Here is a 12884-nt window from a genome sequence, read left to right as displayed (position 1 = left end):
CGCAACGATTCTGCAAGCGGCGATGGCACGACAATGGGCCGGCATGCCCATCCAAGGAGAGCCGCCACCCCAACGCCCCGCCATCCGGCCGCTGCCGCGGGTGGCCCGCTGGCTGCTGCTCGCCTTCGCCGGCCTGTGCCTGGTGCTCGCCGTCATCGGCGTGATCCTGCCCGGCATGCCGGCCACCGTGTTCCTGCTGATGGCGGCCTGGGCCGCGGCGCGCAGCTCGCCGCGGCTCCATGCCTGGCTGCTGGACCACCGCCTGTTCGGCCCGATGCTGCGCGATTGGGAAAACGGCCACTGCGTGAGCCGACGCGCCAAATGGAGCGCCACGGCCACCATGGCCGTCGGCGCCGTCGTGCTGGTGTGGACGGCCTATCGCCCCTGGATCGCCGCCACCGGTATCGGCTGCATGGCCGTCGTGCTGGCGTGGCTGTGGCGCCGGCCGGAGCCGGCGGGCTGATCCGTCGCCGGGGCGGTCACTTGGCCGTGATGGGCTCCAGGCCAGTCTTGGCAATGGCGGGCGCGGCGGCCGGCGACGCCAGGTAGCGGATCAGTTCAGTCGCCGCCGCGGGTTGCTTCGACCCCACTGCCACGCCGGCCGAGAACACGGTGACGCGCTGCACCTCGACCGGCAGCGGGCCGATGTAGTCGATGCCCTCGATCGGCAGCAGCTCGCTCACCTGCTGCAGACCCAACGCGGCATCGCCACGCGCCACCACGGTACCCACGCGCTCGCTCAGGATGCGCTGGCTCTTGGGCTTGACCTGCGCCTCGATGCCGAGATTCTTCAGCAGCTCGGTCTCGTAGTAGGTGCCGCTCGCGCTGGCCGAATAGGCGATGGACGGCGCCGCCAGCAGCGTGCGCTTGAGTGCCTCCACCGTCGAGATGTCGGGCCGTGGCGCGCCGCGCTTGACGGCGAAGCCGATGGACGAGCGCACCAGGTCGACCTGGCTGCCGGCGACGACCTTGCCGTCTTTCACCAGCGCGTCGAGGGCCGAGCGCGCGAGGATCACGACGTCCGCCGGCTCGCCACGGCCGAGGCGGCTGGGAATCGCGTCGGCGGCGTTGCCCATCGACGCGCCATAGGCGGTCTTCACCGTGTGGCCGGTCCGCTTCTCGAAGTCCGGTCGCAGGTCGTTGTAGGCGGCGGTGAAACCGCCCGAGGTCATCACGTGGATGTCGGTGCCGGCCGGCTTGCCGCCGAGGCTGGTGCAGCCGGCCAGCGCGAGGGCGCCGGCCAGCAGCGCGAGGCGGCGAGTAATCGGGCGAGTGATCGAAGCGGTGGGTGCCATGGTGTCTCCAGGTCGTTGATTGCGTGCGGCCATCGTAGGCAGGCAAGCTGTCAAACACCCGGCACCGGCACGAGGGTTATCCCGCGCCGCCAGAGGCCCAGCAAGAACTTCCGCTCTGGCCGTCTCCTGCCTGCGTCATGGCCGACACAGCGCGTAGATGAAGCAGTCGCGAGGCTCGGCCGAGATGTTCGGATGGACCGTGTAACGCGCGAGCCGTCCCTCCAGAACGAAGCCGCTCTTCTCCAAGACACGTGCAGAGGGGCGATTGTCGACATCGCACGTTGCTTCAACACGGAAGACCTCCGGGACGCTGAAAGCGACTGCGGTGAATGCTTCGATCGCTTCGACCATCAAGCCTTGACCCCATCGGCTTCGTGTGAGTACGTAGCCGATGTTCACGATGTGGCCGCAATGACGAACTGCGAGCATGCCAATAAGCCGACCACTGGCCCGGTCGGTGATGACGTAGGCGCGCTCGGAGCCGGCACGCCACTGAACGACGCAGTTGGCGACGAAATTGCGCGTGCTCTCGAACGATGCATGCGGCCGCCAGACCATGTATCGAGCGACGTCGGTGTCCTGGGTGTACGAGTCGAACATCGCCTGAGCATCTTCGGCTTCCGGTGGGCGGAGCTTGAGGCGGGCGGTCTGGAATGTGTCGGGAAAAGCGGAGGGATGCATAACGGGTCGGTCAAAGGATGGTTCTGGGGCATCTCCAGCGGCCCACGCACGCAAGTCCAGTGGCACGCCTGCGTTGCGAATCACACCACGACACCGAGGCCACCCATATAAGAACAATTCTCATTTGCAATATACTCCCCGCTTTCGTAGCCTTTTCCGGAGTTGCCTGTGTCCAGCGGGTCGTCGTCAGATTCGGCACTGGTTGCCACGCTTTCAGCCCGCTATGCCGAACTCGTCGAGCACCTGCGCGGCCGCTTCGGCGACAAGAACTTCGCGCGCGAGGTGATCCACGATCTGTGCGTGCGGGTGCTCGAAAAGCCGCCGAGCGAGCCGGTGCACACGCCCATGGCCTTCCTGCGCCACATCGCAACGCACCTTGCCATCGACCGCCGACGCAGCCAGCACGCGCAGGCCGAACTCATCGAATTCGACGACGACGCCAGCGATGCCGGCCGCGCGCAGCGCACCTCCACCTACTCGATGCCCGAACTGGCGGTGGCCTTCAACCAGCGCCAGGCCACGTTGGTGAAGGCGGTGCAGTCGCTACCGCCGCGCAGCCAGGACGTCTTCATCCTCACGCAGCTCTATCACATGCCGCAGGCGGCCGTCGCCGAACAGCTCGGCATCTCGCGCGGCATGGTGACGCGCCACCTGGCCCGCGCCTACGACGACCTCGCGCCGATCCTGCGCGACGGCCGCTGAGCCGCGCCACGATGGCACGCAATGGCTCGGCGGCGTCCGGCATGAGCTCTCCGGAACGTGGCGGTAACGCCCGCGCGCTCGAAGACGCGCTCGCGCCTTTCGAGGAAGGCCTGCGCCAGCAGTTGCACTCGGCCGAAGACATCCTGCGCGCGGCCGCCGACCGCCGCCTCGCCGCGTCGCGCAAGAAGACCGTGCTGCCAGCGCTCGTGCTGGCCGCGGTCTGCGCCGGCGTGCTCTGGTTCGACCCGGCCTACAAGACCGAGACCGTCGCCACCGCCATCGGCGAACGTGCCACCTGGGAGATGCCGGACGGCAGCAGCGTCACGCTCAACACCGCGTCGCGCATCACGGTGTCGATGCACCTGCGCTCGCGGCGCGTGACGCTCGAGCAAGGCGAGGCACTGTTCGACGTGGCGCACGCCCCGCTGCGCGCGCTCGAGCGGGCCTTCGTGGTGCGGGCGCACCGCACGACGGTGCACGACATCGGCACCGTCTTCAATGTGCGCAACCGCGCAACCGGCGCCGACGTGAGCGTGCTGCAGGGCCGTGTGCGCGTCGAGACCGACGACGGCCTCAGCCGCGAGCTCACGGCGGGACAATCGCTCGCGACCCGCGACGGCCGCTTCGCCTCGGACGCCGACGTCGCCGCTGCGCGACCCGGCGCCGCCGAGTGGCGCAACGGGCGCCTGGTGCTCGACGGTGTGCCGCTGCGCGAGGTGGTCGACGAGATCCAGCGCTACCGGCAGCCACCCATCGACCTGCGGGGCGGGCCGATCGGTGACATCCGCATGTCCGGCCAGTTCGACCTCGACCGTCTGGACCAGCTCATCGACCTCCTGCCCTCGCTCACGCCGGTCGACGTGCTGCGCCGCCCGGACGGCTCGGTGCGGATCGAAGCCCGCGTGGCGCATCGCTGAGGAAATTTCGCGACGCGACGTGTACATCGGCCTGCGCCGAAACGGCATACCTCCTGAGATCAACAGGAGTGACGAGTGAACGAACAGACACAACACGCACGACGCGGACGGCCCGGCAAATGGACGGTGCTCGCCGCAGGAATGATGCTGGCGCTGAATGCGCTGGCCCAGGGCACCGCGCTGCCCATCGACATGCCGGCCCAGCCGCTGGACCGCGCGCTGCAGTCGCTGGCACGGCAGGGGGGCGTGCAGATCGTCTTCGTGACCGAGCTGGCCGCTGCCCGGCGCGCGCCCGCGTTGAAAGGCAGCCTGACCGTGCGCGAGGCGCTCGACCGGCTCATCGCCGACTCCGGCCTGGTGGTGCGCGCACGCGGCCTCGACACCTACACCGTGGAGCGCCCCGAACCGGGCGCCGCCCACACCGGCACCACGCTCGACACCGTGACCGTGACGGCCGATGCCGACCGCCTGCCGCGCGCCTATGCGGGCGGCCAGGTCGCGACCGGCGGCCAGCTCGGCCTGCTGGGCAACGTCGACGTGATGGAGACGCCCTTCAACGTCACGCGCTACACCAGTGAGCTGATCGAGAACCAGCAAGCGGCCTCGCTCAAGGACGTGCTCGACAACGACCCCTCGGTGCGTGCCAGCGCGCCGCGCGGCGGCGAGAGCGACCAGATGACGATCCGCGGCTTCGAGTTCAACGGCCGCGAAGCGCTCATCAACGGCATGCTCGGCATGGCCGACACCCGCGGCACGATGCTCGAGGCGGCCGAGCGCATCGAGATCCACAAGGGTCCGAGTGCGATGCTCAACGGCGTCAGCCCCTGGGGCTCCTCGGCCGGCGGCTCGGTCAACTACGTGCTCAAGCGCGCCGGCGACACGCCGCTCACGCGCCTGACGACCAGCTACGCCAACGACTCGCAGCTGGGCGCCCACCTCGACCTGGGCCGACGCTTCGGCGAGAAGAAGGAATTCGGCGTGCGCCTGAACGCGGTGCACCGCGACGGCGACCTGGCGGTGGACCACACCGACAACAGGGAATCGATGGCGGCGCTGGCGCTGGACTACCGCGGCGAGAAGCTGCGGCTGTTCGGCGACTTTGGCTACCAGGACCGCCTGCTGCACGGCGGCTGGAGCAGCACACGCATCAGCTCCACCATCGCCATCCCCGAGGCGCCCGAGGCCAAGCTCAATTCCAAGCAGCCCTGGGAATTCTTCGACGGACGGAGCCGCTACACGATGCTGCGCGCCGAATACGACATCGCGCCGAACTGGACGGTGGGCGCCGCCTGGGGCGACAACACCTCCGACGAAACCTATCTGCAGAACGTCGACACCATCAACAACGTGAACGGCAACAAGACGGGCACGCCCTACTGGATTCCGGCGCAGAGCAAGAACACCACCAAGGAAGTGTCGATCAAGGGGATGTTCGATACCGGCCCGGTCTCGCACACCCTGTCGATGATCGCGTCGAAGAACCAAGCCGCGCGCGGACAGCTGACCTACAACGTCACGGGTTGCGCCACCGGCTGCTTGCGGTCGAACCTCTACACGCCGGTCTACTACCCGGCACCGAATGCCGTCGACCCCGGCTCCGACGCCCTGCAGATGACCACGCGCTACGACTACTCGGGCTTCGCCGTGGCCGACATCATGAAGATGCTGGACGACCGGTTGATCGTCATGCTCGGCGCGCGCAAGCAGAAGCTCGGCTTCCAGAACTACGCCTACCCGTCCGGCGCCGCCACCGTCGGCTACACGAAAGACCGGGTGTCGCCATCGCTCGGCGTGGTCTACAAGCTGCTGCCGGGGCTCTCGGCCTACGGGAGCTACATCGAGTCGCTGAACCCCGGCGGCACCGTGAGCACCTTCTATGCGAACGCGGGCCTGGTGCTGCCGCCCTACATCACCAAGCAGAAGGAAGCCGGCCTCAAGTACGACTTCGGCACCTTCACCACCACGGCGAGCCTGTTCGACGTGAGCGTGCCCAGCCAGCTCGAAGTCCCGAGCGCCGTGACCGGCGGCCGGCCCACGCTGGCGCAGGACGGCAAGGAGCGCCACCGCGGGCTGGAGCTGAATGTCTACGGCGAGCCGATGCGCGGCGTGCGGCTGCTCGGCGGCCTGATGCTGCTCGACGCGACGATGGAGAAGACCCAGGACGGGCTGAACGACGGCAAGCGCGCACGCGGTGCGCCGCGCGCCAACCTCAACCTTGGCGCCGAATGGGACGTGCCCGCCATCACCGGCCTGACGCTGACCGGCCGCGCCGTGCACACCACACGCGAATACATCGACGTCACCAACACCCAGGCGCGCAGCATCCCCGCTTGGACGCGCTACGACCTGGGCGCGCGCTACGCGACCAAGGCCGGCAACACGCCCATGGTGCTGCGTCTGAACATCGACAACGTGCTCGACAAGAACTACTGGGCCGCGGCCTCGCGCGGCGTGCTCACGATGGGGTCGCCGCGCACGGTGCGCCTCTCGGCGTCCTTCGACTTCTAAGCCGTGCACCCCTGGAGCGCGCGGCGCCGAGGTACGCCGCCATGAAGAACAGCTTCCGCGCCTCGATGGCCTGGCTCCATACCTGGGCCGGGCTGCTCACCGGCTGGTTGCTGTTCGCCGTGTTCGTGACCGGCACGGCGGCCTACTACCGCAGCGAACTCTCGCTCTGGATGCGGCCCGAGCTCCATGCGGCCGCGCACCCCGGCGCCAACCGTGGCCTGGCCGCCGCGCACGCGGTGGCCTTCCTGCAGCGCACCGCGCCAGAGGCGGAAAGCTGGATCGTTCAGTTGCCCGACGACCGCGACGGCCTGCTGCAGGTGCGCTGGTCGAGCGCGCAGGGCCGCACGCTGTCGCCGGGTGCAGCACGCGCGGGCGGCCGTTTCGAAGGTGCGGTGCTCGACCCCGTCACCGGCATCGCCGCAGCGCCGGCACGCGCCACCTGGGGCGGCGACTTCTTCTACGTCTTCCACTTCACGCTGCACTACCTGCCGGTCCGGCTCGGCCGCTGGCTGGTGAGCGCGGCGGCCATGTTCATGCTCGTCGCACTCGTGAGCGGCGTCATCACGCATCGCCGCATCTTCGCGGACTTCTTCACCTTCAGGCCGCGCAAGGGCCAGCGCTCGTGGCTCGACGCGCACAACGCCGTCGGCGTGCTGGCCCTGCCCTTCCACCTGATGATCACGTACAGCGGTCTCGTGACCTTGATGTTCCTCACCATGCCGGCCGGGCTCAAGACGTTGTATGGCGAACAGACCGGCGCCTTCTTCGCACAGGTTCTGCCGCAGGCGGTTCGACCACCACCGGCCGCTGGCGAAGCGCGGCCGCTGACGGATCTGCCGGCGCTTCTCGCGAAAGCCTCCGCGCACGGGGGCGGCGCCGCGCCGGACGGCTTCACCGTGCTGCGGCCCAACGACGCGAATGCGCGCGTCGTCGTCACGCCCTCCGATGGCGGCAGGCTGTCGAACGTGCGCAGGCTGCAGCAATACGACGGCGTGTCCGGCACGCTGATCGCCGAGGAAGACGGCCGGCAGGCCGGGCCCGCGCAGACGCGCGGCGTGCTCTATGGGCTGCACCTGGCGCGCTTCGCCGACGGCCCGCTGCGGCTGATGTTCTTCGTCTGCGGCCTCGCGGGCAGCGCGATGGTCGCCACCGGCCTGCTGCTGTGGTCGACCAAGCGGCGTGCCCGACCGGGGGCGGTCGGCGGGCTTCGGCTTGTCGACAGCCTCAACCTCGCCACGATCGCTGGCCTGCCGGCCGCGATCGCGGTGCTGTTCTGCGCCAACCGGCTGCTGCCGGCAGCGATGGCCGGTCGCGCCGCGTGGGAGATCGACGGCTTCTTCATCGCCTGGGGCGCCGTGCTGCTGCTCGCGCTGGTGCGGCCCTCGCGCGGCATGTGGTGCGCGCAGCTTGCGCTCGCCGCCGTCGGCTTCATCGGCGCACCGCTCATCGGGATGGCGACATCGGCGGTGGCGCTCGGGTCCGTTCCCGTTGTCGCAGTCGTCGACCTGGCGCTGCTGCTGACCGGCATCGCGCTGGCGGCCATTGCATGGCGCCTGCGCCCGATCGCGTCGCCACGCTGATCAGCCCGCCAGCTCCGCCCGCAACTGCTTCGCCGCCGCCACCATGTTGGCGAGCGCCGCCTCGGTCTCCGGCCAGCCGCGGGTCTTCAGGCCGCAGTCGGGGTTGATCCAGAGGTGCGCGGGCGGCACCACGGCGGCGGCCTTGCGCAGGAGGCGCACCATCTCGTCGGTGGTGGGCACGCGCGGCGAATGGATGTCGTACACGCCGGGGCCGATCTCGTTGGGGTACGCGAACGCGCCGAAGCCGCGCAGCAGTTCCATGTCGGAGCGGCTGGTCTCGATGGTGATCACGTCGGCGTCCATCGCCGCGATCTCCGGCAGGATGTCGTTGAATTCCGAGTAGCACATGTGCGTGTGGATCTGGGTGCGGTCCGCCACGCCCGAGGCGCTGATGCGGAAGGCGCGCGTCGCGCCCTGCAGGTAGGGCTTCCAGCCGGCGCGGCGCAGCGGCAGGCCTTCGCGGATGGCGGGCTCGTCGATCTGCACGATACCGATGCCGGCCTGCTCGAGGTCGACCACCTCGTCGCGGATGGCCCAGGCGATCTGCTCGGTCGTCACGCTGCGCGGCTGGTCGTCGCGCACGAAGGACCATTGCAGGATGGTCACCGGCCCGGTCAGCATGCCCTTCATCGGCCTCGTCGTCAGGCGCTGCGCGAAGGCCGTCCATTCGACCGTCATCGGCGCCCGCCGGGCCACGTCGCCGTAGATGATCGGCGGCTTCACGCAGCGCGAGCCGTACGACTGCACCCAGCCGTTGGCCGTGAAGGCGAAGCCGTCGAGCTGCTCGCCGAAGTACTCGACCATGTCGTTGCGCTCGGCCTCGCCGTGCACCAGCACGTCGATGTCCAGCGCCTCCTGCTTGCGCACGGCCAGCGTGATCTCCGCGCGCATCTGCTCGGCGTAGCCGGCGGCGTCGAGCGCGCCGCGCTTGAAGGCGGCGCGGGCGGCGCGGATGGCCGCGGTCTGCGGGAACGAGCCGATGGTGGTGGTCGGCAGCGGCGGCAGCGCGAAGCGGGCGCGCTGCACCGCCTGGCGCTCGGCGAAGGGCGTGGCCCGGCGGTCGTCGCCGTCGACGCTGCGCGCCAGGCGCAGCGCGACGTCGGCGCGGTGCACGCGCGGGCTGGCGCGCCGCGCCGCGACGGCCGTGCGCGCGGCCTGCAGCGCCGACGCGACCGTGCCCTCCTCCCCGTCGAGCGCGGCGCGCAGCACGCGCAATTCGTCGAGCTTTTCCACGGCGAAGGCCAGCCACGACTTGACCTCCGGGTCGAGCCTGTGTTCCGCCGCGAGGCCAAAGGGCACGTGCAGCAGCGAGCACGACGGCGCGAGCCACAGCTCGCCGGGGTGCTTGTCCGCCACCGGCCGCAGGCGGGCGAGCGCCGCGTCGAGGTCGGTGCGCCAGATGTTGCGACCGTCGACGATACCGACCGACAGCACCTTGTGCCCCGGCAGCCAGTCGGCCACGCCGGTGAGTTCGTCCGCCGCGCGCACCGCATCGACATGCAGCCCGGCCACCGGCAACTGGCAGGCCAGGCGCAGGTTCTCGGCCAATGGCGAGAAGTAGGTCGCGAGCATCAGCTTGGGCGCGCTGCGGGCCAGCTGCCAATAGCTGCGCTCGAAGGCGTGGCGCCACACGTCGGGCAGGTCGAGGCCGAGGATCGGCTCGTCGATCTGCACCCATTCCACGCCCTGCGCTTTCAGTCGCGCCAGCACCTGTTCGTACACCGGCAGCAGCGCGTCGAGCAGCGAGAAGCGGTCGACGCCTTCGGCCTTCTCCTTGCCCAGCCACAGGAAGGACAACGGCCCCAGCAGCACGGCCTTGACCGGGTGGCCGAGCGACTGCGCCTGCGCCACCTCCTCGAAAAGACGTTCCGAGCCCAGCGCGAAGCGCGTGGCAGAGGTGAACTCCGGCACCAGGTAGTGGTAGTTGGTGTCGAACCACTTGGTCATCTCCAGTGCGAAGGTGCCGGTGTGCGCATGCGCGCAGCCTTCGTGCCCGACGGGTGCCGCTTCTTCGGCCGCGACGCCGCGCGCCATCGTGAAGTAGCGTGACAGCGCAGGCTCGTCGCCGCCGAAGCCGAAGCGTTCCGGCTCGCAGCCCAGCAGCTGGATGTGGTTGGCGACATGGTCGTAGAAGGCGAAGTCGCCGACCGTCACAAAGTCGAGGCCGGCGTCGCGCTGGGCCTGCCAGTGGCGGGCGCGCAGGTCGGCGCCGACGGCTTCGAGCGCGTCGCGGTCGATCTCGCCGCGCCAGTGTTGTTCGAGGGCGAACTTGAGTTCGCGTTGGGCGCCCATGCGCGGGAAACCGAGGGTGTGGACGAGGGTGGGGATGCGTGTCATGCCGCGATGGTCGGGCTTCCGGCACTATGATTCAAACGAAACCTTTTGCCCATCAACTTGAATTTCATTCATGTCGCAATCGATCCTCGAAATCCGCCACCTGCGCACGCTGGTCGCGCTGCGCGACACCGGCAGCCTGGTGCGCGCCGCGCAGCTGCTCAACCTCACGCAGTCGGCGCTGTCGCACCAGATCAAGCTGCTGGAAGACCGCTACGGCACGCCGCTGTTCGAGCGCAAGTCGGTGCCGCCCCAGTTCAGCGGCACCGGCCTGCGGCTGCTGCAACTGGCCGACGCGGCGCTGCCGATGGTGGAAGAAGCCGAGCGCGATGTGGCGCGTCTCGCAGCGGGCGGCGCGGGGCAGCTGCGCATCGTGGTCGAGTGCCACACCTGCTTCGACTGGCTGATGCCGGCGATGGACGCCTTCCGCAGCCGCTGGCCCGAGATCGAGCTGGACATCGTCTCGGGCTTCCACCCCGACCCGATCGCGCTGCTGCTGCAGAACCGCGCCGACGTGGCGATCGTCTCCGAGCAGGACCCGGCCGAGGCGGTCGACTACCACCCGCTCTTCCAGTTCGAGATCGTCGCGCTGCTCGCCAACGACCATTCGCTCGTGTCCAAGATGCACCTCACGGCGCGGCACTTCGCCGACCAGACGCTCATCACCTACCCGGTGCCCGACGACATGCTCGACATCGTGCGACAGGTGCTGGCGCCGGCCGGCGTGCAGCCCGCGCAGCGGCGCACCACGGAGCTCACGGTCGCGATGCTGCAACTGGTGGCCAGCGGCCGCGGCATCGCCACGCTGCCGCTGTGGGCGGTGCAGGGCTACCTCGACCGCGGCTACGTCACGGCCCGGCGGGTCGGCGCCAAGGGGCTGACCGGCGAGCTGCACATGGCGTGCAGCGCGGCCACCTCGGCCCGGCCGTGGCTGGCGGACTTCGTGCAGATCACGCGCGAAAGCTGCTTCGTGAGCCTGCCGGGTATCGCGCTGATCTGAGTGCTACGCGCGCGCGGCCTCGTCCCAGGCGGCGAGCAGGTCCGGCCGGCGCAGCCGCTGCAGCGCCTGCCGCAGGTGCGGATGGTTCGCCACGCGGGCGAGCAACTGCTGCTTCTGCCGCGGCGTGAGGCCGCTGGCCAGGATCGGCGCCAGCCATTGCCGGCCGGCCTCGGCCGCCACGTCGCGTACGACCTTCGACGCGCCGGCCACCTGCAAGCCCAGCGCATTGCAGAAGGCCTGCAGCCGGGCCGGATTGAAGATCGGCTCCACGTGCTGCTTCTGTGCATCGGGCATCAGCAGCAGCGCATGACCGCGTGCGCCGGCGTAGAGGAAGGTGGCCGTGATGTCGTAAGCCGGCGCCAGGGCGGCCTGGCGCCGGTCGCGGTAGATCAGGCCCAGGTTCTTCAGGTGCATGTCCGCGTTGCCCAGCAGCTCGTTGACCTCGATGCGGCGCAGCAGCTCGTGCACGGCGGGCACGTCGCACTGCGGCAGGCCCAGCAGCACGGCTGCGATGGCAAGGTACGACTCGGTGTACTTGTGCTCCGGCGGCTTGCCCAAGACCTGCGCGAAATCCTCGAAGTGGACCTTGTCGCCGTGGTCGCGGTCGAAGCGCGTGACCGCCAGGAACTGGCCGTCGACCTCGTCGCCCAGGTCGTAGCGGTGCGGCGCCGTCAGCGCCGTCATCGGCACCAGTTCGAAGCGGCACACGTCGACACCGGCCAGGCCCGCCAGCGTCATGCCCAGGTTCTCGAGCTGCGGCATGCGTGGGTACTCGGCCGAGGGCAGCTTGGCGATGATGGCGGCGTCGCCCTGCGAGGTGCGGCCGACGAAGCGGCCTTCGGCAGTCCGGTTGACGCCGATCTTGGGCTGCACGCCGGAGATCGACAGCGCGTCCTGGAAGGGCTCCGACCAGACCGAGGCCTCGAGCGCGTCCTGGTTCTGGGTCACCAGGCGCTGCAGCGTGTCGCGGGAGATGTCTTCCCATTCCGCCGTGACCGCCCCCGGCATGTTCTTGCCGCAGGCCGCGATCATGCCCATGTGGTCCATCGGATCGATGGCCGCCTCGTCGGCCACGAAGCGCCGAAAGATGCCTTCGGGCAGCAGGTTCTGGAAGAACGGCGGCAACTGGGCGTCGCCCTTGCTGCCGGACGTGCTGTTGAATTCAGGCCGGGTCACGTCGAGCCAGAACGACTGCTGCTGCGCCGGGTCTTCCGCGCGCATCGACTCCGACAGCACGTCGGCCTCGGCCCAGGGGATGCGGGCATAGGCCTCGTCGGCGACGAAGCGCAGGATCGGCGGCAGGCCCGGCTGCGCATACTTGAACAGGCAGCCGATGCGCCGGCCGTGCAGCTTGATGACCAAGACGGGCACGTTCATCGGCGGCCTTCCTTGATGCGGGCCAGCCGCTGCTGGACCGCCGACAACGCGTGCGTCGGGCTGCCCTCGGCGGACGGGCGCAATTCCGGCAGAGCGCGCTCCAGCGCACGGGGCACGGTGACCAGGTCCAGCTGCAGCACCTCCATCACGGCCAGCAGGGTCGACACCTGCACGTCGTTGCCCTTGAGCAGCCGGTAAACGGCCTGGCGACTGACGCCGGCCTTCTCGGTCAGCGCCTGACGCGTCAGCCCGCTCGCCTGTCGGGCGGCTTCCACGCGTTCGGCCATTTCCAGCAAGGTGCTCATGATGTTGCGTATTCAAGTATTTGATGAATAGCTTATCGCATTTGCAACACTAATATGTTGCGAATTGAATACGTTATATATTTACTTATCATATTCGATACATTGAGAGCCGACGGCGTGACGCCATGCACCCAGGAACCCCCTGCAGCCGCACCGCTTATGCTCGACCACCTCTTCGGCCCCTG

The 12884-nt window shown here is 69.3% G+C and carries 11 protein-coding genes; 6 read left to right on the top strand and 5 right to left on the bottom strand.

Annotation, left to right across the window (positions count from 1 at the left end; genetic code table 11):
• Window positions 1-43: 43 nt before the first annotated feature.
• Window positions 44-463 carry a YbaN family protein gene (locus tag ACSFA2_RS14755; RefSeq protein ID WP_435456062.1) on the top strand — a complete coding sequence of 140 codons (420 nt, stop codon included), beginning with the start codon at window positions 44-46 and terminating at the stop codon, window positions 461-463.
• A 16-nt stretch (window positions 464-479) separates the two neighbouring features.
• Here the strand turns inward: ACSFA2_RS14755 and ACSFA2_RS14750 are convergent, their stop codons facing one another.
• Entirely contained in the window at window positions 480-1295 is an 816-nt protein-coding gene (locus ACSFA2_RS14750) for a substrate-binding domain-containing protein (protein WP_435456061.1), read from the bottom strand.
• Window positions 1296-1430: 135 nt separating this feature from the next.
• Window positions 1431-1976: a GNAT family N-acetyltransferase gene (locus ACSFA2_RS14745; protein WP_435456060.1), complete on the bottom strand. Its 546-nt coding sequence runs from the start codon at window positions 1974-1976 to the stop codon at window positions 1431-1433.
• A 168-nt stretch (window positions 1977-2144) separates the two neighbouring features.
• On the opposite strand from ACSFA2_RS14745, the gene ACSFA2_RS14740 reads away from it, so the two are divergent.
• The 4 genes from ACSFA2_RS14740 to ACSFA2_RS14725 all read left to right on the top strand — a co-directional run bounded on the left by ACSFA2_RS14740 (window position 2145) and on the right by ACSFA2_RS14725 (window position 7683).
• Window positions 2145-2678 carry a sigma-70 family RNA polymerase sigma factor gene (locus ACSFA2_RS14740; protein ID WP_435456059.1) on the top strand — a complete coding sequence of 178 codons (534 nt, stop codon included), beginning with the start codon at window positions 2145-2147 and terminating at the stop codon, window positions 2676-2678.
• 41 nt (window positions 2679-2719) lie between these two features.
• On the top strand, window positions 2720-3595 hold the full coding sequence (locus ACSFA2_RS14735) for a FecR family protein (protein WP_435456058.1): 876 nt from the start codon (window positions 2720-2722) through the stop codon (window positions 3593-3595).
• A gap of 75 nt (window positions 3596-3670) precedes the next feature.
• Window positions 3671-6103 carry a TonB-dependent receptor gene (locus tag ACSFA2_RS14730; RefSeq protein ID WP_435456057.1) on the top strand — a complete coding sequence of 811 codons (2433 nt, stop codon included), beginning with the start codon at window positions 3671-3673 and terminating at the stop codon, window positions 6101-6103.
• Window positions 6104-6144: 41 nt separating this feature from the next.
• Window positions 6145-7683: a PepSY-associated TM helix domain-containing protein gene (locus tag ACSFA2_RS14725; RefSeq protein ID WP_435456056.1), complete on the top strand. Its 1539-nt coding sequence runs from the start codon at window positions 6145-6147 to the stop codon at window positions 7681-7683.
• On the opposite strand, the gene metE is transcribed toward ACSFA2_RS14725, so the two are convergent.
• On the bottom strand, window positions 7684-10020 hold the full coding sequence (gene metE, locus ACSFA2_RS14720) for a 5-methyltetrahydropteroyltriglutamate--homocysteine S-methyltransferase (RefSeq protein WP_435456055.1): 2337 nt from the start codon (window positions 10018-10020) through the stop codon (window positions 7684-7686).
• A gap of 70 nt (window positions 10021-10090) precedes the next feature.
• Here metE and ACSFA2_RS14715 point away from each other — a divergent pair, with 70 nt between their 5' ends.
• Window positions 10091-11017: a LysR family transcriptional regulator gene (locus tag ACSFA2_RS14715; RefSeq protein ID WP_435456054.1), complete on the top strand. Its 927-nt coding sequence runs from the start codon at window positions 10091-10093 to the stop codon at window positions 11015-11017.
• Window positions 11018-11020: 3 nt separating this feature from the next.
• Here the strand turns inward: ACSFA2_RS14715 and ACSFA2_RS14710 are convergent, their stop codons facing one another.
• Together ACSFA2_RS14710 and ACSFA2_RS14705 are read right to left on the bottom strand one after the other, a co-directional pair.
• Entirely contained in the window at window positions 11021-12394 is a 1374-nt protein-coding gene (locus tag ACSFA2_RS14710) for a type II toxin-antitoxin system HipA family toxin (RefSeq protein ID WP_435456053.1), read from the bottom strand.
• Window positions 12391-12699, bottom strand: a complete 309-nt coding sequence (locus tag ACSFA2_RS14705) for a helix-turn-helix domain-containing protein (RefSeq protein WP_435456052.1) — start codon at window positions 12697-12699, stop codon at window positions 12391-12393. Before ACSFA2_RS14705 ends, ACSFA2_RS14710 begins: the two co-directional genes overlap by 4 nt.
• Between the last annotated feature and the right edge of the window lie 185 nt (window positions 12700-12884).

Source organism: Variovorax cryoconiti (assembly GCF_051216395.1).
Classification (GTDB): Bacteria; Pseudomonadota; Gammaproteobacteria; order Burkholderiales; family Burkholderiaceae_C; genus Variovorax.
This window is presented reverse-complemented; position numbering and strand designations above follow the sequence as displayed.

Coding starts and splice junctions, on each gene's coding strand:
- ACSFA2_RS14710 (WP_435456053.1), bottom strand. CDS start 12,394: ATGAACGTGCCCGTCTTGGTCATCAAGCTGCACGGCCGGCGCATCGGC.
- ACSFA2_RS14705 (WP_435456052.1), bottom strand. CDS start 12,699: ATGAGCACCTTGCTGGAAATGGCCGAACGCGTGGAAGCCGCCCGACAG.
- ACSFA2_RS14755 (WP_435456062.1), top strand. CDS start 44: ATGCCCATCCAAGGAGAGCCGCCACCCCAACGCCCCGCCATCCGGCCG.
- ACSFA2_RS14745 (WP_435456060.1), bottom strand. CDS start 1,976: ATGCATCCCTCCGCTTTTCCCGACACATTCCAGACCGCCCGCCTCAAG.
- metE (WP_435456055.1), bottom strand. CDS start 10,020: ATGACACGCATCCCCACCCTCGTCCACACCCTCGGTTTCCCGCGCATG.
- ACSFA2_RS14750 (WP_435456061.1), bottom strand. CDS start 1,295: ATGGCACCCACCGCTTCGATCACTCGCCCGATTACTCGCCGCCTCGCG.
- ACSFA2_RS14735 (WP_435456058.1), top strand. CDS start 2,720: ATGAGCTCTCCGGAACGTGGCGGTAACGCCCGCGCGCTCGAAGACGCG.
- ACSFA2_RS14715 (WP_435456054.1), top strand. CDS start 10,091: ATGTCGCAATCGATCCTCGAAATCCGCCACCTGCGCACGCTGGTCGCG.
- ACSFA2_RS14725 (WP_435456056.1), top strand. CDS start 6,145: ATGAAGAACAGCTTCCGCGCCTCGATGGCCTGGCTCCATACCTGGGCC.